This is a genomic window from Enterobacter cloacae complex sp. P13B (genome assembly GCF_014895915.1).
GTDB lineage: Bacteria > Pseudomonadota > Gammaproteobacteria > Enterobacterales > Enterobacteriaceae > Enterobacter > Enterobacter bugandensis.
Genome location: NZ_JADBQN010000017.1, coordinates 40101 through 62490, shown reverse-complemented (window position 1 = coordinate 62490; position 22390 = coordinate 40101). Strand labels below are relative to the sequence as shown.

Below are 22390 nucleotides of genomic sequence, written 5' to 3'. Positions count from 1 at the left end.
TCAGCCCCGTGGGAGAGGGAGAAAACCGATGCCCCGCGCCCCCACGTAGGCCCGGTTAGCGTAGCGCCACCGGGCTTTTTTACATCAGGCCAGCGCCTTAGCAATCTTCTCGTAAAGATCGCCAGACAGGTTTTCCAGCCCTTTCAGCTGCTCAAGCGCGGCGCGCATCTTCGCCTGACGCTGTGCATCATAGCGTTTCAGGCGGATCAGCGGCTCAATCAGACGTGATGCTACCTGCGGGTTACGGCTGTTCAGCTCGGTGAGCATTTCCACCATAAACTGGTATCCGCTGCCGTCTTCGGCGTGGAACGCGGCCGGGTTACTGCTGGCAAATGCGCCAATCAGCGAGCGAACGCGGTTCGGGTTGCTCATGGTGAACGAACGGTGCTTCAGCAGGCTGCGAACCTTACTAAGCGCATCGGCCGCCGGGCTGGTCGCCTGCAAAATAAACCACTTGTCCATCACCAGGCCATCCTGGTGCCACTTGTCGTCATACTCCTGCATCAGCGCATCGCGGCACGGCAGTTCAGCGGCAACGCTTGCCGCCAGGGCCGCGAGCGCATCAGTCATGTTATCCGCTTCGTGATACTGCTTGCTCACCAGCGTGTTCGCCAGTTCGGCCTCACCAAACGCAAGATAGCGCAGGCAGGTATTGCGCAGGGTACGCTTGCCGATATCCGCATGCTCCACGCGATACGCGTCAAGCTTGTTAGCGTTGTAGAGCGCCAGGAATTCATCCGCCAGTTCGGTCGCCAGCGTGCGGGTCAGCGCTTCGCGCACCGCCACGATGGCAATCGGGTCGATAATGTCGAACAGCTCCGCAATTTCAGTCGCGGACGGCAGCGTCAGAATTTCAGCCGCCAGCGCCGGGTCAATCTTCTCGTCCAGCAGGATGGCGCGGAACGCGTCTGCCACATGCACCGGCAGCGTCAGCGGCTGGCCCTGCTGGTAACGGTTCACGTTAAGCTTGATGTAAGTTGCCAGCAGGCTCTGCGCCGCGTCCCAGCGGGAGAAATCGTTGCGGGCGTGACGCATCAGGAACGTCAGCTGCTGGTCGCTCCACTTGTACTCCAGCTTCACCGGCGCGGAGAACTCGCACAGCAGCGCAGGCACCGGCTGGAAGTAGACGTTATCGAAGATAAAGGTCTGCTCTGCCTGGGTCACGTTCAGCACGTGGTGCACCGGGTGGCCGCCCTTCTGCAGCGGGATGACGTTGCCTTCGTTGTCGTACAGCTCAATGCTGAACGGAATGTGCAGCGGATATTTTTCTTCCTGCTCGGCGGTTGGCGGCGTGCGCTGGCTGATGGTCAGAGTGTACTGCTCGGTTTCCGGGTTGTAGTCGTCCTTAACGGTGACAATCGGGGTCCCGGCCTGGCTGTACCAGCGGCGGAAGTGAGAAAGATCAACGTTGGACGCGTCTTCCATCGCCTGCACGAAGTCGTCGCAGGTAGCCGCGCTGCCGTCGTGACGTTCGAAGTAAAGCTGCATCCCTTTCTGGAAATTCTCTTCACCCAGCAGGGTGTGGATCATGCGGATAATTTCAGCGCCCTTCTCGTACACCGTCAGGGTGTAAAAGTTATTCATCTCAATGACTTTATCCGGACGGATCGGGTGCGCCATTGGGCTGGCATCTTCCGCAAACTGCAGGCCGCGCATGGTGCGCACGTTGTTGATGCGGTTGACCGCCCGCGAGCCCAGATCGGAGCTGAACTCCTGATCGCGGAAGACGGTCAGCCCCTCTTTCAGGCTCAGCTGGAACCAGTCGCGGCAGGTGACGCGGTTACCGGTCCAGTTATGGAAATACTCGTGGCCGATAACGCGTTCGATATCGAGGTAGTCTTTATCGGTGGCGGTATCGGTACGCGCCAGCACGTACTTGGAGTTAAAGATGTTAAGGCCTTTATTCTCCATCGCGCCCATGTTGAAGAAGTCGACGGCGACGATCATATAGATGTCGAGATCGTATTCTAGGCCGAAACGCTCTTCGTCCCATTTCATGGAGTTAATGAGTGAAGTCATCGCCCACGGCGCGCGGTCAAGGTTGCCGCGATCAACGAACAGCTCCAGCGCCACTTCCCGGCCAGAGCGGGTTTTGAAGGTATCGCGCAGCACGTCGAAATCACCCGCCACCAGCGCAAACAGGTAGCACGGTTTCGGGAACGGATCCTGCCACTGCACCCAGTGACGGCCATTTTCCAGCTCGCCCTCACCCACGCGGTTACCGTTGGAGAGCAGGAACGGATAGAGGGTTTTATCGGCAATGATTTTGGTGGTAAAGCGCGCCAGCACGTCCGGGCGGTCCAGGTACCAGGTAATGTGGCGGAAGCCTTCGGCTTCACACTGGGTACAGAGCGCCACGCCTGACTGGTAAAGCCCTTCCAGCGCCGTGTTGGCGGCAGGGCTGATTTCATTCACGATGCGCAGCGTAAAGCGTTCCGGCAGGTTGTCGATGACCAGCTGGTTGCCTTCTTCTTTATAATCTGACCAGGCTTCATCGTTAATGTGCAGGGAGACCAGCGTCAGGTCTTCGCCATCCAGACGCAGCGGTACGGCAGTCGCGCTGTGGCGCGTCACCTGGCTTACCGCCGTCACAACGGTTTTTGTGGCATCCAGGTCAAAAGTCAGGTCGATATCGCTAATCAGGTATTCCGGCGCACGGTAGTCGTGGCGGTATTTGGCTTGTGGCTGTTGTGTCATAGAAAACCTTATGCATCGTTTGTCGAGTAACGTTTCAATATATTCCTGTTGCGTAAAACGCGCTATGCAGAATGTTCATCTTTTCAGGCTTAAACACCTTTTTCGCTACATTTGTATAACACGGGGCACGAAATGCTCTCGACCATAAAGTGTGCTTATGTTGTGATCGGGGTTCAATAAATCACTAAACAAGGTATACTCCGGAGTTGTTTATTGTACTAAACGCTCCCGTGAGAGGATGCTACAGCGCACCTATGACTCAATTCGCTTCTCCGGTTCTGCATACGTTGCTGGATACCGACGCGTATAAACTGCATATGCAGCAAGCCGTTTTCCACCATTACTATGACGTTCACGTCGCGGCGGAATTCCGCTGCCGTGGTGACGACTTGCTCGGTATCTACGCAGACTCCATTCGTGAACAGGTCGATGCGATGCAGCATCTGGCGCTCACCGATGACGAATATCAGTGGCTTTCTGGCCTGCCTTTCTTTAAAGCGGACTATCTGAACTGGCTGCGCGACTTCCGCTATAAGCCTGAACAGGTCACCGTGACCAACGAGAACGGCAAGCTGGATATTCGTCTTGAAGGTCCGTGGCGGGAAGTGATCATGTGGGAAGTGCCGCTTCTGGCCGTCATCAGCGAGCTGGCTCACCGCTACCGTTCGCCTGAAACGGGCGTCGAACAGGCGGTCGCCTCGCTGGAGAACAAACTTGAGGCATTCTCAACGCTGACCGAAGGGCTGGATATGTCCCGCTTCCGCCTGATGGATTTCGGCACCCGTCGCCGCTTCTCTCGCGAGGTTCAGCAGGCTATCGTTGAACGTCTGCAGCAGGAGTCGTGGTTCGTGGGTACCAGCAACTACGATTTGGCGCGTCGCCTCAACCTGACGCCAATGGGCACCCAGGCGCACGAGTGGTTCCAGGCGCATCAGCAAATTAGCCCGGACCTGGCTAACAGCCAGCGTGCGGCGCTGGCTGCGTGGCTTGAAGAGTACCCGAATCTACTCGGGATCGCCCTGACTGACTGTATTACGATGGATGCCTTCCTGCGCGACTTTGGTCCCGAGTTCGCTGAGCGTTACCAGGGGTTACGCCACGACTCAGGGGATCCGGTTGAATGGGGCGAAAAGGCGATTGCCCATTACCAAAAACTCGGCATTGACCCGATGAGCAAGGTGCTGGTCTTCTCCGATAATCTCGACCTGGCGAAAGCCGTCGAACTGTATCGTCATTTCAATGCCAGAATTAATCTGGGCTTCGGGATCGGTACCCGGTTGACCTGCGACATTCCTCAGGTAAAACCTCTGAATATCGTGATAAAGCTGGTGGAATGTAACGGCAAGCCGGTGGCTAAGCTCTCCGACAGCCCGGGTAAAACCATCTGCCATGACAAAGCGTTTGTTCGCGCATTGCGCAAAGCGTTCGATCTCCCCCAGATCAAAAAAGCCAGTTAAGCGCTTACGGGAGCCTTCAGGGCTCCCTTCCCTTATTTATTTCTCAATTCTTCTCTTTTGACTGCGAAATTTACTTGTCTGATAGCGGTTGGCAGGTAACATAGATATCCCCCCGTCTTGGGGTGGACAAGTGTTTATTTTTTCCGACTATTAACAGAGAGAATATTATGAGCGTTGTGCCTGTAGCCGACGTACTCCAGGGCCGTGTCGCCGTTGACCAGGAGGTCACCGTGCGCGGATGGGTGCGTACTCGCCGAGATTCTAAAGCTGGCATCTCCTTCCTTGCCGTCTATGACGGTTCCTGCTTTGATCCTGTACAGGCCGTCATTAATAATTCTCTGCCCAATTACAATGATGACGTTCTGCGCCTGACGACGGGTTGTTCCGTTATCGTCACCGGTGTGGTCGTGGCATCTCCGGGCCAGGGCCAGAGTTTCGAGATCCAGGCCTCTGCCATTGAAGTGACCGGCTGGGTTGAAGATCCGGACACCTACCCGATGGCGGCTAAACGTCACAGCATTGAATACCTGCGTGAAGTCGCACACCTGCGTCCGCGTACCAACCTGATTGGTGCGGTGGCTCGCGTGCGCCATACGCTGGCCCAGGCGCTGCATCGCTTCTTCGATGAGCAGGGGTATTTCTGGGTGTCTACCCCGCTGATCACCGCGTCCGATACGGAAGGCGCAGGCGAAATGTTCCGCGTCTCGACGCTGGACATGGAAAACCTGCCGCGCACGCCGGAAGGTAAAGTCGACTACGACAAAGACTTCTTTGGTAAAGAAGCCTTCCTGACGGTATCCGGCCAGCTCAACGGCGAAACCTACGCCTGTGCGCTGTCTAAGATCTATACCTTCGGCCCAACCTTCCGCGCCGAAAACTCCAACACCAGCCGCCACCTGGCGGAGTTCTGGATGCTGGAGCCGGAAGTGGCGTTTGCCGATCTGAATGACGTTGCAGGTCTCGCAGAAGCGATGCTGAAGTACGTCTTCAAAGCGGTGCTGGAAGAGCGTCCTGACGACATGAAGTTCTTCGCCGAACGCGTAGACAGCGATGCTGTGGCGCGTCTGGAGCGTTTCGTCTCTGCCGACTTTGCACAGGTGGACTATACCGACGCGGTAGCGATCCTCGAGAAATGCGGTGAGAAGTTTGAGAACCCGGTTTACTGGGGCGTCGATCTGGCGTCTGAGCACGAACGCTATCTCGCCGAGAAACATTTCAAAGCGCCGGTTGTCGTTAAAAACTACCCGAAAGACATTAAGGCCTTCTATATGCGCCTTAACGAAGACGGGAAAACCGTGGCAGCGATGGACGTACTGGCGCCGGGCATCGGTGAAATCATTGGTGGTTCTCAGCGTGAAGAGCGTCTGGACGTGCTTGACGCGCGCATGGCAGAGATGGGGCTCAACCCTGCGGACTACAGCTGGTATCGCGATCTGCGCCGTTATGGCACCGTTCCGCACGCTGGGTTCGGTCTGGGCTTCGAGCGTCTGATCGCCTACGTGACCGGCGTGCAGAACGTACGTGACGTGATTCCTTTCCCACGTACGCCACGTAACGCCAGTTTCTGAATTACAAAACTATCAATGGCCAGCGCAAGCTGGCCATTATTTTATTCTGTCGTGTCAGTTTTTGTCAGCGTAAAGTCAGCGTTTTTAAACCACTACCCCGTCACAACCACTACCTGTTACGTTTTGTTTCCGCGAAATATCCAGCCACAAAAAATAAACCCTGATCTTATTGCGCTTTTTACATCCTGAAGTAATAGCACAAATTTCAACCAATTTTTCAGCCATCCAGAAGTCTTTATTGGGTCATAAGAAAAAACGAGTCGTTTAACATTCGTTTATAGGAATTGCCTTTATTCAAATTAAACATAAGGAATTCATATATATAGGAAAAGAGCTGCTGCTTAATTCACTAGGGCACTCTGAAATTTGAGATGGTTCACAAAGTTCCTGAATTTACACATTTAGTTACACATATTTTCTTTCTGTAACTTAATCTTGAGAATTGTAGCACTTTCAGGCTAGCGAAACGCTTCGGTGAATGGAAAGATGCCTGTCAGATACATAAAGACACCTAACTCTCATCAATAGTTCCGGAAATATTTATTGACAGAATTTATTGACGGCAGTGGCGAGTGTCATAAAAAAACCAATGAGGGTAATAAATAATGATGAAGCGCAATATTCTGGCAGTGGTAATCCCTGCCCTGCTGGTAGCCGGTGCAGCAAACGCTGCAGAAATCTATAACAAGAACGGCAACAAACTGGACTTCTACGGGAAAGTTAACGCCGAGCACGATTTTGTGACCTCTGGCGATGACACTAACAACAACGACGCAACTTACGCGCAGATCGGTTTTAAAGGCGAAACCCAGATCAACGATCAGCTGACCGGTTACGGCCAGTGGGAATACCGCTTCATGGCTAACCAGGCTGAGAACACCGCTCAGGCTAACAAAAACCGTCTGGCCTTTGCGGGCCTGAAAGCGGGCGATGCTGGCAGCATCGACTACGGTCGTAACTACGGTATCGTTTACGACGTAGAATCTTACACCGATATGGCGCCGTCCTTCTCCGGGATGACCTGGGGCGGTAACTACGTTGATAACTTCATGACCAGCCGCAGCACCGGCCTGCTGACCTACCGTAACACCGACTTCTTCGGTCTGGTTGACGGTCTGAGCATGGGCGTACAGTACCAGGGCAAAAACGACCGTACTGACGTTAAAACCTCCAACGGTGACGGCGTAGGTTACTCTCTGGGTTACGATTTTGGCGAAGGCTTCGGTGCAATCGCATCTTACAGCAACGCAAACCGTACTCTGAATCAGAAAGCTGACGGCCTGGGCGATAAAGCTGAAGCATGGGGCGTGGGTCTGAAATACGACGCCAACAACATCTACCTGGCAACCACCTATGCTGAAACCCGTAACACCACCCGTACCGGTTCCAGCGGCGATGCTGGTTTTGCTAACAAAACGCAGAACTTCGAAGTGGTTGCTCAGTACCAGTTCGACTTCGGCCTGCGTCCGGCAATCTCTTACGTGCAGACCAAAGGTAAAGACCTGGTTGGCGTAACCAATGCTAACGGCACCTTCTCAGGCGGCGATGCAGACCTGGCTAAATTCATCCAGGTTGGCGCGACTTACTACTTCAACAAAAACTTCAACGTGTGGGCTGACTACTACATCAACCTGCTGGACAAAGACACCGACTACGCGAAAGTGGTTGGCGGTCTGAACGGCAACGACGATATGGCTGCTGTGGGTGTAACCTACCAGTTCTAATCAGAACACCACGTTGTTATATGCATAATGAACAGGGCTTCGGCCCTGTTTTTTTATGCCTGACAGAAAATAATGGCGACTTTTGAAAAGCCGCACGCTTTTCGTCGCAAACGGTTGGCATTTTGTAAATCTCCCGTTAACCTGATAGCGGATTTCACTTCTGTAATCACAATGGAACTTCGTCATGTTTGAGAACATTACCGCCGCTCCTGCCGACCCTATTCTGGGCCTGGCCGATCTGTTTCGTGCCGACGACCGCCCTGGCAAAATCAACCTGGGTATTGGTGTATATAAAGATGAAACCGGCAAAACTCCGGTACTGACCAGCGTTAAGAAAGCGGAGCAGTATCTGCTGGAAAATGAAACCACCAAAAACTACCTCGGTATTGATGGTATCCCTGAATTTGGTCGCTGCACCCAGGAGCTGCTGTTCGGTAAAGGCAGCGCAATTGTGAGTGACAAACGTGCGCGCACGGCGCAGACCCCTGGCGGTACCGGCGCGCTGCGCGTGGCAGCGGATTTCCTTGCGAAAAACACCTCTGTGAAGCGCGTATGGGTGAGCAATCCAAGCTGGCCGAACCACAAGAGCGTCTTTAACTCTGCGGGCCTGGAAGTGCGTGAATACGCTTACTACGACGCGGCCAATCACTCTCTGGACTTTGACGGCCTGCTGGCAAGCCTGAGCGAAGCGCAGGCGGGTGACGTGGTGCTGTTCCACGGCTGCTGCCATAACCCAACCGGTATCGATCCAACGCTTGAGCAGTGGGAACACCTGGCGAAGCTGTCTGTAGAAAAAGGCTGGCTGCCGCTGTTTGACTTTGCTTACCAGGGCTTCGCCCGCGGTCTGGAAGAAGATGCTGAAGGCCTGCGCGCGTTCGCCGCCGTGCATCAGGAGCTGATCGTTGCAAGCTCCTACTCCAAGAACTTCGGTCTGTACAATGAGCGTGTAGGCGCCTGTACGCTGGTTGCGGCTAACGATGAGACTGCCGATCGCGCTTTCAGCCAGATGAAGTCCGTTATCCGCGCTAACTACTCTAACCCGCCGGCACACGGTGCGTCTGTCGTTGCGACCATTCTGAGCAACGATGCGCTGCGCGCGATTTGGGAACAAGAGCTGAACGATATGCGTCAGCGTATCCAGCGCATGCGCCTGCTGTTTGTGAACACCCTGGCTGAGAAAGGCGCTGACCGCGACTTCAGCTTCATCATCAAACAGAACGGTATGTTCTCGTTCAGCGGCCTGACCAAAGAGCAGGTTCTGCGTCTGCGTGAAGAGTTTGGCGTATACGCCGTAGCCTCTGGCCGCGTAAACGTTGCAGGCATGACCCCTGACAACATGGCGCCACTGTGCGAAGCGATTGTCGCCGTCCTGTAATTTGCGCCCACAAAAAAGCCTGCGTTAAGCAGGCTTTTTTTATGCTGGTTACCAGACAGGCATTTCATCCTGAAGGAACGGGTTATGGAGCCGTTCATAGCCCAGCGTCGACATCGGACCGTGTCCAGGGATAAACGTTACGTCATCACCCAGCGGCAATAACTTCTGTTTAATCGACTGAATCAGCTGCCCGTGATCGCCGCGCGGAAAATCGCTGCGTCCTACGCCACCTTTGAAAATCACATCGCCGGAAATCAGCAGACGGGACTGGTCGTCAAAGAAGACGATATGGCCTGGCGTATGCCCAGGACAATGCAACACCTGTAAAGTCACATTCCCTACGTTAACGCGCTCTCCTTCGTTCAGCCAGCGATCGGGCGTCAATGGCAGACACTCATCAAGGCCAAACATGCGGCTTTGGGCGGGTAACCCCTGCAGCCAGAACTCATCTTCTTTTTCCGGGCCAATAATCGGCACACCGTAGTGTTTAGCCAGTTCAGCCGCTGCGCCTACGTGGTCGAGGTGACCATGCGTCAGCAAAATCTGCATCAGCGTCACGCCGCTTGCTGCGACTTCCTGCTTGATTTTCTCAGCGTCACCGCCGGGATCGACAAGCGCGGCCAGTTTGGTTTGCTCGCACCAGATTAATGAACAGTTCTGGGAGAACGCGGTAACCGGAATAATACGATAGTTCATACTGCTCCTGTATTTCGTTATTACCAGTGCCGAACCGGCCCGGTATCAATATGCACAAAGTTGCTGCTGGGGTAATATCCTACACCACCCGCGCGCATAGATAACGCGGCTTTGCGAATATTGGCTAACGAAACGCCTTCAATGTGGAAATCCATTGCCTGTCCCTTCGTGTGGTAGCTTTTTTTCGCTACCCCACGGCTATGGGCGCGCAGTTCATTGTTGGTATCGATTGAGCGATAACCAGAAATAAGCTGCACCGGCTTGCTGGTGCCCAGCAGGCCCTGAAGGCGGAAAAGCTGATCAAACAGTCCTGGGTCGATGGCTTTTACTTTATTCGCGCGGAAATCACGGAAAAAATGGTTGAGTCTTGCTAATTCATCCTGAATATAGCCTCTGCCATCGAAAAACTCCGCTTTTAGCGATTCACCGGTGTGAAGATTGCTGAGCGTTAAAACGCGCGGACGAGGTGTCGAGAGGGTGGCAAATGCTGGCGTCGGTAAGATGGCCGCTGCGCCAAGCGCAACACCACCTAACGCCAGCAGCTTGCGGCGATTAGCGTCAAATTTGTCCATGATAATCAGGTCTACAGGTCAAGGAAATCGTAATATGCTTAGCGCACGAAGGGCACCTTAACTGGCAAAACAGGGTACGTCAAGGCGCCCAACCCCAGTGAATACGCGGCTTACAGCGATATTGGCCCCGATTCACCATAACTTACGACAATCATTTTTCCCGAACTACTTCATTTACCTGATTAATTGTTCCGCTTTTGGCAAAATTTGTGCGCCGGATCGCGCGGTGAGATCATAATTGTAAATATCTGTACGGTACTGCGTGCGACCGTCTTCACCCACAAACGCTGTCAGATAATAAAGATTAACCGGAATGTTGTGGCGAATATTTACGTAGCGCGTATCACCCTGCTTCAGGGCGTCAGAAATACGCGTATCGTTCCAGCCCGCATCCTGCAGCAGCATGTTAGCCAACTCCGAGGCTTTATTCACGCGCACGCAGCCTGAACTCAGTGCCCGGGTATCTTTCTGGAACAAATTGTGGTTCGGCGTATCGTGCAGATAGATAGCATCTGAACTTGGCATGTTGAATTTATAGCGCCCCAGCGAGTTATGCGCTCCGGGAGCCTGCTGGAAGCGGAACGGCAGGTTGGAGGCCGTGATCGTCGACCAGTCGACCATGTAAGGATCGATCGCCTCTTTACTGTTCCAGCCACGCATGACCGTATAGCCGTGACGTTCCAGATAACCCGGATCGTTCCAGACCTTAGGCAGAATGTCCTTACGCGCCAGCGTCGGCGGCACGTTCCACGGCGGATTAACCACCACATTATTTAACGCACTGCTCATCATCGGCGTTTTGCGGTCCGGGCGCCCGACAATCACGCGCGAGGCCAGCTTCTCGCTACCATCCTGATAATAAACCAGTGAATAGGCCGGGATATTGACCATAATGCCGGTAGACAGCGTGCCCGGCAGCAAACGCAAACGCTGAATATTAAGCGCCAGCACCCCGGCCCGCTGCGCAGGCGATACGTTAAGCCAGTCACGCGTTGAGGGTCCAATGACGCCATCGGCTCCCAGCCCCTGAGCGGCCTGGAACTGTTTAACCGCAGCAACCAGCTCGCGATCGTAAGCCTCGGGCTTATTGCTCAGGGTAGTGGCCTTGTTCTCTTTTATGGGCGCTGACGGGCTGACCACCGCGCTTTGCGGATCGTCGCCCGGCAGGGCAATCTTCGGCCCGCTATCAAGAATACCGGAGCGTTTAAGGATCTCGCGCAGGGCTGGCACATCGCTGCTCCACTGACCCGGACGCAGCGTTGCGGTCCCCCGCATTTGCGGCCATGGACGCGAGTCCCCCACCAGCGCGAGGAGCGACTGGTGCATCGTGGCATACTGTGGATGCGCCGGCGCGAGGCTGGCAATGAAGCGCGGCAGGTCGCCGTTATCCAGCGCTAATTGCCACTGGTTAATCACCGACAGGGCTGGCGTCGCCAGCTTATAGGGCCTATCGCTGTACAGCCAGCGGTTGCCATCGACCGGAATACCCGCCACAAACTGCAGGTAGCCCATCATGGCATCGGAAAGGACCACGTCCCGCGCCTGACCGGTGACGGCAGGATCGGTTAACAGCTCAACCCACTTCGTAAACTGCGGCTGGAATCCCGCAATCGCCACTTCCGCCAGCTGTTGCTGGAAGGCGCGCACGGCTTCACGATTTTCCCACATGGGTTTCATATCACGGGCAGCATAAAGCAGCGTGAGCTGATTGATATAGGCAGGCGTGTAGCCTGAAGGCAGGCCTGTCTGGAGCTGCTGGCTGAGCGATTCAACGTCGATGCCTTCCGGCAGCGGCTTAATCCCGGCCATGATGGCCGTTGCCGTAGACTGTTCCAGCGGCTGAGACAATGACGTCGGCTGCGCGCCTGTCGTTGCGGTGCTGTCAGTCGGCACAATTTCAGGCTCGTCGGCCTGGGCGGTTAACAGTGGAGCAAACATCACTGCCAGACATAAACTCAGCGCTGACAGCTGACGACCACATTCTTTCTTTAGCAACATCCCTTGCCCCCTGTTTTCACGACATGCCCATCACGGTGGGGCTTTCTTTTATTATAGGTAGACGACAACTCTGTTGCCTTACCTTATGTAAAGAAGTTTAAAGATAACGCAGCCCTGAACACAAGTTAAGAGAATAAAAAAAGCGGCGCTTCTGCGCCGCTCTTTGTAACAAAACGCCTCAGGAAGCGTCTGCCGTGGTTTCCGGCAATGATTCCGGCGGCTGCGGCGCAAACCCACGCAGCCCGACAACGTGCACGTGTTCGCTGTTCTGGAACACTTTACGCACCAGCTTATAGGTGGTGCCTTTTTCAGGGCTGATGTTTTCCGGTGCCGCAATGATGAGCTGCATATCGAGACGTTCGCAAAGCTCAAACAGCGTGGCAATCGAGCGGGCATCAAGACGCGCCGCTTCATCGAGGAACAGCAGTCGGCATGGGGAGATGTCTTTCCCGCGCAGGCGGCGCGCTTCATCTTCCCAGCTCTGCACCACCATCACCAGAATCGACATCCCGGTACCAATAGCTTCACCGGTCGACAGCGCTCCGGATTCCGCACGCAGCCAGCCGTCTGAACCACGGTTTACCTCAACTTCCATTTCCAGGTAGTTACGATAGTCCAGCAGCTCTTCACCGATGGTTTGCGGCGTACGCTGGCCCATATCAATCTGCGGATTCAGGCGCTGATACAGCTTCGCCAGCGCTTCGGAGAAGGTCAGACGGTTGCTGTTGAACAGATCCTGATGCTGCTCGTGCTGCTCAGAGAGCACTTCCAGCAGCGTCGCGTGGGCTTCACGTACGTTGACGTTAAGACGCACGCTGTTGACCTGACCAAACGAGACGCTCTGCAGCCCCTGGTTCAGCTGGCGGATACGGTTCTGCTCGCGCTGAATGGTTTTGCGAATGATATTCGCCACGCTGCGGGAGCTGATCGCCAGCTTCTGCTCGCGGGAGGTCAACTCTTCCGTCAGACGACCCAGCTCGATTTCCATCTGTTCGATGGCTTCGACCGGATCGTCGGTACGGATAATGTCCTGACGAATACGCTCGCGCAGGTGCTGATAAACCGCAACGAAGAACTGAATTTTACGTTCAGGACGTTTCGGATCCTCTGACATGCGCAGCACATCGCGCAGGTGTTCGTTATCCGCCACCGCCAGACGCAGCGCACCCAGCGCCTTATCCGACATCGAACGCAGCTCATCGGCAGAAAGGTATGCCAGCTCGCGACGGTGCAGGCGACGTTCAACGTTGTTGTCTTTCACCATCCGCATCACAGCGCACCAGCCCGCTTTCGCCGTCACGACCTGCTCGCGCATTTCATGATAGTCGCGCTCCAGCTTGCGCAGGCGGCGGGTCAGGTTATCCATTTCCGCTTCGCAGAAGGTGAGCGCTTTTTCCAGCTGATTACGACGCGCGCGGTTATTGCTGAGCTGGCTATGCAGCTCATCACGACGAATGCGCGCGCGCTCTTCCGCCCCGCTGTCGGCACGAACGCCAATGTCCTGCAGCTCTTTCTGCAGGTCGTTTAACAGCTCTTTCTTGGTGTCGAAGGAGCTTTTCAGCGAAGCCAGCACCTGGTTGTACTGGTTCAGCTGAGCGGAGTGGCTGCGCATCGCTTCGCGAGCGCGGGTACGTTCCACTTCCGCCTGCTCAAGGCGCTGGCGCAGTTTTTCATTCAGGTCGCTGTTACCGCTCAGCATTTCAGCCGAATCGGAGTAGCCGAAGTGCGCACGACGCTGCACCACTTCCGTCAGGGCAAACGCCTGCTGACGCGCTTCGCGCTGCACCTGCTGCGACCAGACATAATCTTCTTTTAACTGCTCGAACTGTTCCGGGTCGCTCTGCAGTACAGACACGACGGGCTCCAGCTTCGCCAGCTGGTTGCCGTGCTGCTGCACGAAACGCGCGGCTTCCTGGGCTTCATCCAGACGTTCCTGGATCTCATCCACGCGGTCGGCCAGCGTGTCATCCGCCAGCAGGTTCAGGCGCGGCAGAATGCGGTTAAGGGCAGCGACGCCCTCTTTCGCCTGTTCGAACTGGACGCGGCTCTGCTGGTTGTCACTTTCATGACTGGCAATCGCGCGCTCCAGCTCGCCACGGCGGGTGTTGAGCTTGCGGATTTCCGCTTCCGGGTCGGCTTCAAACGCCACGCCCAGATGGCTGCCGATAAAGCGGCTGAACGCCTGGTGCAGACGCTGGGTTTTCTGTACGTCAAACGACAGAGTGGCAAAGCGTTCAGACAGCGTTTCACGCTCGGCGTGGAGACTCTCGATGCGGCTTTCGCGCGCGGCGCGGCCAAACAGCGGCAGCTCCGGGAAGCGGGAGTAACGCCACTGGCGATCGGCGATTTTCACTACCACCGCTTTTTCCAGCTCGTCAACGCTGAAAACGCTGTCATCGAACGACTGCGGATCCCCTTCGATCAGATAGAGATCTTCCGGGCAATCTTCCAGCCCTGCGAGCTGCTGAGAAATCAGCGACAGATCCGGCACCACAATTGCGTTGCGGGATGGACCGTACAGCGCGGAGAAGTACGGCGCATCGTCCAGGCCAACGTCATCGTAAATCTCAGACAGCAGTACGCCGCCAAAACGCTCGGCTAAGGTGTTCAGACGCGGATCTTCTGACCCGCCCGGCTGGCTTAAGCGCTCGATTTCTTCATCGACGTCACGCTTGCGGGCACCCACTTCGTCACGTTCAACAATGGCTTCGCGCTCGCGCTCCAGCAGCTGTTGCAGGTATTCGGTCACCTGCTGGCTGGATTCGAACTGCTCGCCGCACTGTTCGCTGAGCTGGTTCAGGCTGCTTTGCGCTGCCAGCCAGACCGGCGCACGCTGCAGGAGCGCCTTCGAACGGGACTGAAGCTGCTCCAGCTCCTGACGCAGCGTCATACGCTGTTCGCTGGCATTTGATACGGTATCGGACAGGGCCGCAATACGCGCTTCCAGCTCCTGATGCAGGGCCTCAAGCTCGTCGAAATCGTAATGTTTACCCTGACGCTTGCAGAACTCGGCCAGCAGACGCTCGGCTTCCTGCTGCTCGCGCAGACGCTGTTCCAGCTCGTTCAGGCGCATACGCAGCGGCTGCACCTGCTCGGCCAGATGGCGCTGGTTGACGCCGTCGCGCAGCAATTCACGGGCAACGTCCCAGGCTTCGCTACGCGCCAGCGGGCCGTTAATCGCAACTACCAGCTGATAAGCCTGTTCAAACTGGCTGTGCGCCGTTTGCGCGACGCTCATTTTCTGTTCAAGCGAGAGCAGTTTCTCGGTGGCTTCCTGCTCTTTGGCCTGGAAGGTGTCCAGCCACTCGTCGGCACTGTCCGGCGTCAGATCCGGCAGATGACACAGCTCTTTCGCACGCTGTAGCGCCTGCAGCGCCTGGTTGTACTGAATCGCACGCGTCTGCTGCACGTCCAGCGCCTGCTGGTAGTCCGCAAGCTGGCTTTTCAGCTCGTCCACTTCCAGCTCGGCGGCTTCGGCGCGGGCTTCGTTCTCTTCCTGCATCTCGGCGGCTTCGGCCACCACTTCATTCTGCTCTTCGAGACGAATTTGCAACTCATCGAGGTCCGCTTCGTAGCGTTCGATCTTTTCCTGCTGACGCAGCGCGGTCTGCACCAGGTTCAGGTGATCGCTGGCGGCCTGGTAGTCGGCTTCCAGATCGCCTTCGGCACCGTTGTGCTCACCCAGCTCGCGCGCCATTTCGACGTGCTTGTACTGCTCGGCCACCAGCTGTTTACGGGAGGTAAACAGCTCGCGGCGATATTCTAATGCCTGATCGAGATGGACGCGGCGCTCGTTGGCGTGGCGCATGTAGTCCGCCGCCACGTAGTTGGTCGCTTCACTGATCAGGTGTTTAAACAGGTCGCGGTCAGACTGGGTAACGCGAATCGCTTCCAGCGTCATGCGGTTTTCACGCAGTGCCGCCTCCATGTCCTGGAAGGCCTTACGCACGCCGCTGTTTTCCGGCAGCAGATAGTCACGCAGGGAACGGGTAATGGCGCTGGAGATACCGCCGTACAGGGACGCTTCGATCAGACGGTAGTATTTACTACGGTCTGAAGCGGTGCGCAGACGGCGCGCTACAACGCCCAGATCGAACATCAGGGAGTGGTAGTCGGTAATGGAGTTGAACTGCTTAAACTGCACCCCTTCGATGGCTTCAAGCTTGTCCTTCAGCTCCTGCAGCGTCAGGACGCGCGCCTGGCGTTCATTCAGCGTTTCCGTCAGCAGCGCGGTCGGCTGTACGGAGGTTGGCAGCCCCTGAATGGCGAACGGTTTGATATCCACTTTACGGTCGCGGCCGGCAACCTGTTGCAGACGTACGCCCACCACCACGCGCTGGTGACGAGAGTTGATGACGTCCAGCACGGAATAACAGACGCCCGCTTTCAGCTTACCGTGCAGGCCTTTATCGCGGGAGCCGCTTGTCGCGCCCGCTTCGGTGGTGTTACGGAAGTGAAGCAGCGTCAGGTCGGGGATCAGCGCCGTTACAAACGCCGCCATGGTGGTGGATTTACCTGCCCCGTTACCACCGGAGAGAGTCGTGACCAGCTCATCCAGATCGAAGGTTCGGGCAAAGAAGCCGTTCCAGTTAATCAGCGTCAGTGAGCGAAATTTACCGCGTTCAATCATTACTCTTCCTCCCCGCTATCCGGCAGATTCTCTTCATGCTCATCATTGAGCTGCAAATGGTTTTCCACCGGCATCGCTTCACCGTCGCGGATCATGCGAAGCTGCGCTTCACGCGCATCATCGCCCGCACGAACGTCGGCGCCGAAGCGGAAGACCGATTCCGTGATGCGGAATTTGCTGCTGTCGTGGCCCATAAACCAGACCATCCCCAGACGGCGCAGACGGTTCAGGGAAGAGCGAACCTTTTCCTGTAATTTCTGACGGTCAAGATCCGACCCCGTCGAACGGTTATTCACCAGCTTAAGCAGTTTGCTCTCATCCGCCAGCGTCAGCAGTTCATCGTACAGCTCCTGCTGGGTGAAGATGCCTTCATTTGCCAGGCGTTCCGGGCTGAGGTAGAGATAGCAAAGAATTTTGCCAACCATCATGTCCAGCTCGGAGAGCACGGAGCGCGGGATCAGGGTCGTGGAACGCGGGCGCAGATAGAAAAAGCCTTCCGGCGCGCGGATAAGCTCCACGTTATAGCGGGCGTAAAACTCTTCCAGGTACTCTTGGAAGTCCATCAAAAAGGCGTGATTATCCAGCTCGTCCAGGCCAATGTGACGACCGGCACGCAGCTGGCTGTCCAGCGCCGGAAATAACGGATTCGCCAGCGCCTGTGCCAGCTTAACTGGCATCACTTGTTCAATATTTGTCAATGACATGCGCCTGTACCTTGGCTCCGTAATCGTTAATTGGCTGCCACTTCGGCGGCAGTCCGGTGAAGTCTGCTTGCGCGATACCCAGGCGCACCGCCTGGTCTACCACAATGCGGGCAACGTCGAAGTGGCGCGCGCGCGGATATTGCGCCAGATAGTCGCGCACCACGAGCCCAAGATCCAGCGGCGCTTGTCTGGTTTTGTAGACGGCGAGCTGTTCTTCGATCATCGCCGCAAGTTGCTCACGAATTTCGTTGAATTCTTCGTACTCCAGATCCGGCGGCAGTTCACCGGTGACCTCTTCATCGCGCAGCGCCATCTCTTCGTCGCGCATATCCAACAGACGATCGGCATTGGCATAGGTCAGCGCCCACGGTGCATCAAAGTAGGTCTGTAACGACTGACGAAGACGCTGAGCAAAGACGCGGTTTTTATCCATATCAATCGCGGTACGGATAAATTTATGCACGTGGCGGTCATAGCCGATCCACAGATCGATCGACTGCTGGCCCCAGCTAATAATGCGGTCAAGTTTGCTCTGCAGATCAAACACCAGACGGTCGATAAAATGCAGATCGTCGTGCGCCAGGGTCGCATCCTGGATGCGCAGCAGGTTGGCCTGCAGCTTGTCCCCTGCGGCCTCCAGCGTATCCTGCAGCTCACGCAGCGTACCGGAGGTTTCTGACAATAAAAGTTCACAGCTGGAAATGGCCGCACGCCAGTCTTTGTTCAGCAGCTGCGCGATATCATCTTTCACCTGCTGCTGCTGCTCGTCCATCAGACGCTGAGTGAGATCGATACTGTCGAAAATCTCGGCCACCGAGTATTTCAGCGGCGCGTAAACGTTGCGGTGCCAGTGGAATTCGTCACCGTTTTCATCGGCCGCGTCGGCGGCACGTTTAAGCTCACCCGCCACGATCGAGAGCTGCATGGAGAGACGCAGCGTGGAAAATTCGCGCTGGCGAATGTAGTAGTCGGTGATGCCGATGCCCAGCGGCGTCAGGCGATAGATGGCGTTTCCTTCCGCCTGCTCGCTGGTAAAGCGGTTCAGCAGACGTTGACGCACCATATCGTTGATTGCGTTATTGGCACGCACGCTAATGGTTTCGCTGGTTTGCTCAAACGCATCACTGACGTGGCGGAACGCATCCACCAGTTCACCCTCGCTCATTTCACCATCCAGCCGTTCGCCGTTCAGCGTGGCAACCGCCAGCAGGAAAGAGAGTCTGTCTACCGGCAGCGAGATGGAGAAATCGTTTTTCCTGGCCCAGGCAACCAGTTCGGGGACTGTCTGGGAAAATTCACTCATAGGTTATCCTTGCATCTGCGGCTTGTGCGCGGTGACGTGAATATAGCGGCCAAGGCTGACGAACGGCTCCTGGCGGCAATACCGCGTTTCTAATTCTGTTAAGGTGTCAAAACAGTCACGCTGTTTGTGTTTTTCACGCAGATAATCATGAAACACCCTGACGCCCGTCTTCCCGACGATCTGCCAGCCAATCTCTTCCAGCCAGCCGTAAACCTGCTGCGGATCGCGCGGATAGTCCGGGGAAAGCGTGCGTTTTTTCTTTTTCGGCATCCCGACCTGAACATAGTCGAAGTTCCCTGCCACCATGTTGTGCATCAGGAAGCCGTTAGCATTGTAGAACATCAGCGACAGCGTACCGCCCGGACGTAACATTGACCACAGGGTTTGTAACACGCTTTGCGGATCGGCAACCCACTCCAGCACCGCATGAAACAATATCAGATCAACCTGGGTTTCCAAATGCTGCGCGATGTCCTGAGCGGCGCATTGTATAAAATGCATGTTGTCGCTCACACCTTTCTCTTCTGCCGCACGCGTCGCGCGGGCGACCATTTCAGCAGAAAGATCGCAAAGCGTGACGTGATGACCGCGTTCAGCCATTTTTATGGCCGTCTGCCCTTCACCACCTCCGGCGTCCAGCACGCGCAACGTTTGGCCGCCAAAGCCCGCCAGAATGGTATCCAGATCCTGCCAGAGGATCGTCTGACGGAGCTGCCCTTTCGTGGTGCCATAAATGTTGCGCGAAAACTTTTCCGCGATGTCATCAAAATTGCGATCCCGCATTGGGAGAGTTCCACTCGCTAACTGCAAAACCGCTATTTTGTCACACCCGCGCGGAGAATGAACCTCTCTGGTGTAATATCACCGGTAATCATCTGCTGTATGGTCAAAAAAGGAACCAAAAAGGATGCTTTTTACCCTTAAGAAATACGTTGGAGGGATGATGCTTCCCCTTCCGCTGCTGCTTGTCATCATCGCGCTGGGGCTGGCGCTGGTGTGGTTTAGTCGCTTTCAGAAGAGTGGCAAAACGCTTATTACGTTCGGCTGGCTGGTCCTGCTGCTGCTGAGCCTGCAGCCGGTGGCGGATGGACTGCTGCGCCCCATCGAAAACAGGTATCCTACGTGGCAGGGAAACCAGAAAGTTGATTACATCGTTGTGCTGGGCGGCGGGTATACCTGGGACCCTGACTGGGCCCCCAGTTCGAACCTGATCAACAACAGCCTGCCGCGGCTAAACGAAGGTATTCGCCTGTGGCTGGCGAATCCGGGATCAAAAATGATCTTCACCGGCGCAGCGGCCAAAACCAACCCGGTGAGTACGGCTGAAGCGGGAGCCAGAATCGCGGAATCGCTCGGCGTACCGCGTTCCTCTATCATCACGCTGGACAGCCCAAAGGATACCGAGGAAGAGGCTGCCGCGGTGAAGCAGGCGATTGGCGATGTTCCGTTCTTACTGGTGACCTCCGCCTCGCACCTGCCAAGAGCGATGATTTTCTTCGAGAAGCAAGGTTTGCACCCGCTTCCCGCACCGGCAAACCAGATGGCCATCAGCGCGCCGCTCAACCCATGGGAACGGGTGATCCCCTCTCCGATGTGGTTGATGCATAGCGATCGCGTCGGCTACGAGACGCTCGGACGCCTCTGGCAGTGGCTGAAAGGCTCGTCAGGCGAGCCAGGGCAAGAGTGATTTAGCCGCCAGATCGAAGTTGGCGCGATTGAAACGTCCGGTGTTGACCAGCTGCGCCACTTCGTCCCAGAGCAAATAAAGCCAGCGACGCCAGAGAAACGCCTCTGCAACGGGCGCGCGTTGAAGGTAGTGCCACAGTAAACCTTCCGCCGCCCCGCTGTCGCTGAGCCTGAACAGCTCATATTCCCGCGGTGCCCAGAGCATGATCCCCGGCCCTAGCATCGCCAGAAGCTGATCGCTGCGGGAGTCTTTGAGCATACTGCGCAGAGTAAAATTGCCGTGGATCAGCACGCAGTTGTCGTTAAAGCCGTCGAACAGCGCCGGTAAGCACTCGCGGGTGCGAAACAGAATACGTTTGTCCTGCATGGTCAAACCGGTATTGTTGAACTGGTTAAGCGTCCCCCACAGCACTTCCACCCGCTGGCGATACCACAGCGGCCACAGGTTTTCCTGGGTGCTGTCAACCGGACCAACAAGCCCGCGGCTATCCTGTCGGTGCCAGGCCAGCAGCGCCTCAACAATCTGATCCTTCAGCTGTTCCCAGCGTTCCGGCGTACGCGCGGGCGCTTCAACCGGCACACCGCGTAAACGCTCAATCAGCAGTACGTCCGGGCCGGGATGTTCCTCGTGGGTCATCACGCCGTACACGGTCGGCATACGGACGGTTCCCTCCCGTGCCAGCATCGACATTTTCCAGGCAAGCTGCCTGGCCACGCCCGGCGACGAGAAGCTTCGTGCCATCAACGGCATCGGGTTGCCCTGGCCGTCATACAACGACCAGAGCGCGGTATCGACCTTTTCACTCACGCATTCGACCCGGCTTAACTTCTCACCCAGCAGATGGCTAAGTTCGGCACGCAGCTGTTCCATATGAGATTACCCCCATTAAGACTACTGCTTTTATAATGAGCGCACAGCGTGAAGATGTCACCCGGAAGAGATCAATTAGGGTAAAGAAAGGGGAATTTGCGGGGAGAGGACATCCCTCCGAAAGGAGGGATGCAGGCGGGATTAGCGCAACTCGGCGCGGACGCGCTCAAGATCTTCTGGGGTATCAACGCCCGTTCCCGGTACTTCGCGGGCAACGGCAACGTGGATTTTTTCGCCATACCAGAGCACGCGAAGCTGCTCCAGCATTTCGATATGCTCCAGCGGGCTCGGCGCCCAGGCTACATAGCGGCGAATAAAGCCGGCGCGATAGCCGTAGATCCCAATATGACGCAGGAAAGAATCACCGATGGTCTCTTTAGAGAGCGCAAAGCGATCGCGATCCCACGGAATCGTAGCGCGGGAGAAATAGAGCGCATAGCCTTCCGCATCCATGACCACCTTCACCGCATTCGGATTAAATGCCTCTTCAGCATGGTGAATGGGCACCGCGAGCGTCGCCATACCGACCTGACGCTGCGCCAGGTTTTCCGCCACCTGACGGATAATTACGGCCGGGATCATCGGCTCGTCGCCCTGCACGTTGACGATGACCGTATCGTCACTAAAACCACATTTCTCAACCACTTCCGCCAGACGCTCGGTGCCGGACTGGTGATCGGCGCGGGTCATGCACACCTCACCGCCTGCGGCCTCAACCGCACGGGCGACATCAGGATGATCGGTTGCAACGATAATGCGGTCGGCACCGGACTCACGCGCCCGCTCAAGGACATGCACAATCATCGGCTTGCCGTTGATATCTACCAGCGGTTTACCCGGCAGACGCGTTGAGGCATAACGTGCAGGAATAATAACAACAAAACTCATGGTTTGCTCTCTTCTGCCACCAGGGAACGGGCTTCATTTTCCAGCAGTACCGGAATGCCGTCACGCAGCGGGAAGGCCAGACTGTCCAGCTTGCAGATCAGCTCCTGTTTGTCCTGGCTGTAGTAGAGTTTGCCGTTGCATACCGGGCAGGCAATAATTTCAAGTAAACGGTGATCCATAGTTCCTCCGTATGGGTAATCACTAAAGCTTAACACATTCCC

At 56.0% G+C, this 22390-nt stretch carries 16 protein-coding genes; 5 read left to right on the top strand and 11 right to left on the bottom strand.

Annotation, left to right across the window (positions count from 1 at the left end):
- Positions 1 to 84: 84 nt before the first annotated feature.
- On the bottom strand, positions 85 to 2697 hold the full coding sequence (gene pepN / locus IM273_RS09420; protein ID WP_028012586.1) for an aminopeptidase N: 2613 nt from the start codon (positions 2695 to 2697) through the stop codon (positions 85 to 87).
- Positions 2698 to 2951: 254 nt separating this feature from the next.
- On the opposite strand from pepN, the gene pncB reads away from it, so the two are divergent.
- The 4 genes from pncB to IM273_RS09400 all read left to right on the top strand — a co-directional run bounded on the left by pncB (position 2952) and on the right by IM273_RS09400 (position 8821).
- On the top strand, positions 2952 to 4154 hold the full coding sequence (gene pncB / locus IM273_RS09415; RefSeq protein WP_192985906.1) for a nicotinate phosphoribosyltransferase: 1203 nt from the start codon (positions 2952 to 2954) through the stop codon (positions 4152 to 4154).
- A gap of 167 nt (positions 4155 to 4321) precedes the next feature.
- A complete protein-coding gene (asnS, locus tag IM273_RS09410) occupies positions 4322 to 5722 on the top strand; it encodes an asparagine--tRNA ligase (protein WP_028012584.1) in 1401 nt (466 codons plus the stop codon).
- Positions 5723 to 6327: 605 nt separating this feature from the next.
- Positions 6328 to 7446, top strand: a complete 1119-nt coding sequence (locus IM273_RS09405; RefSeq protein WP_048999379.1) for a porin — start codon at positions 6328 to 6330, stop codon at positions 7444 to 7446.
- 184 nt (positions 7447 to 7630) lie between these two features.
- Positions 7631 to 8821 (top strand): amino acid aminotransferase, encoded by a 1191-nt coding sequence (locus tag IM273_RS09400; protein ID WP_028012582.1) that lies wholly within the window; start codon positions 7631 to 7633, stop codon positions 8819 to 8821.
- A 48-nt stretch (positions 8822 to 8869) separates the two neighbouring features.
- Here IM273_RS09400 and IM273_RS09395 read toward each other — a convergent pair whose 3' ends face one another.
- The 7 genes from IM273_RS09395 to cmoM form a co-directional block, all read right to left on the bottom strand.
- On the bottom strand, positions 8870 to 9517 hold the full coding sequence (locus IM273_RS09395) for an MBL fold metallo-hydrolase (protein WP_048999378.1): 648 nt from the start codon (positions 9515 to 9517) through the stop codon (positions 8870 to 8872).
- Between the two features lie 20 nt (positions 9518 to 9537).
- Positions 9538 to 10089 carry a YcbK family protein gene (locus IM273_RS09390; RefSeq protein WP_048999377.1) on the bottom strand — a complete coding sequence of 184 codons (552 nt, stop codon included), beginning with the start codon at positions 10087 to 10089 and terminating at the stop codon, positions 9538 to 9540.
- Positions 10090 to 10263: 174 nt separating this feature from the next.
- Positions 10264 to 12087 (bottom strand): L,D-transpeptidase, encoded by a 1824-nt coding sequence (gene ldtD / locus IM273_RS09385; RefSeq protein ID WP_193051767.1) that lies wholly within the window; start codon positions 12085 to 12087, stop codon positions 10264 to 10266.
- Between the two features lie 178 nt (positions 12088 to 12265).
- Positions 12266 to 16717: a chromosome partition protein MukB gene (gene mukB, locus IM273_RS09380; RefSeq protein WP_193051768.1), complete on the bottom strand. Its 4452-nt coding sequence runs from the start codon at positions 16715 to 16717 to the stop codon at positions 12266 to 12268.
- Positions 16717 to 17421: a chromosome partition protein MukE gene (gene mukE, locus IM273_RS09375; protein ID WP_008499954.1), complete on the bottom strand. Its 705-nt coding sequence runs from the start codon at positions 17419 to 17421 to the stop codon at positions 16717 to 16719. Before mukE ends, mukB begins: the two co-directional genes overlap by 1 nt.
- Positions 17402 to 18724, bottom strand: coding sequence for a chromosome partition protein MukF (gene mukF, locus IM273_RS09370; protein ID WP_193051769.1), 1323 nt, complete (start codon positions 18722 to 18724; stop codon positions 17402 to 17404). Before mukF ends, mukE begins: the two co-directional genes overlap by 20 nt.
- Before the next feature lie 3 nt (positions 18725 to 18727).
- Positions 18728 to 19507: a tRNA uridine 5-oxyacetic acid(34) methyltransferase CmoM gene (gene cmoM, locus IM273_RS09365; RefSeq protein ID WP_047368216.1), complete on the bottom strand. Its 780-nt coding sequence runs from the start codon at positions 19505 to 19507 to the stop codon at positions 18728 to 18730.
- Positions 19508 to 19631: 124 nt separating this feature from the next.
- Between cmoM and elyC the strand changes: the two genes are divergently transcribed.
- A complete protein-coding gene (gene elyC, locus IM273_RS09360) occupies positions 19632 to 20411 on the top strand; it encodes an envelope biogenesis factor ElyC (protein ID WP_059356805.1) in 780 nt (259 codons plus the stop codon).
- On the opposite strand, the gene IM273_RS09355 is transcribed toward elyC, so the two are convergent.
- The 3 genes from IM273_RS09355 to ycaR form a co-directional block, all read right to left on the bottom strand.
- On the bottom strand, positions 20388 to 21281 hold the full coding sequence (locus IM273_RS09355) for a YcbJ family phosphotransferase (protein WP_028012574.1): 894 nt from the start codon (positions 21279 to 21281) through the stop codon (positions 20388 to 20390). The genes elyC and IM273_RS09355 overlap by 24 nt on opposite strands.
- Positions 21282 to 21422: 141 nt before the next feature.
- Positions 21423 to 22169: a 3-deoxy-manno-octulosonate cytidylyltransferase gene (kdsB, locus tag IM273_RS09350; protein ID WP_028012573.1), complete on the bottom strand. Its 747-nt coding sequence runs from the start codon at positions 22167 to 22169 to the stop codon at positions 21423 to 21425.
- Positions 22166 to 22348 (bottom strand): protein YcaR, encoded by a 183-nt coding sequence (ycaR, locus tag IM273_RS09345; RefSeq protein WP_006174474.1) that lies wholly within the window; start codon positions 22346 to 22348, stop codon positions 22166 to 22168. The genes kdsB and ycaR overlap by 4 nt, the downstream gene beginning before the upstream one ends.
- Between the last annotated feature and the right edge of the window lie 42 nt (positions 22349 to 22390).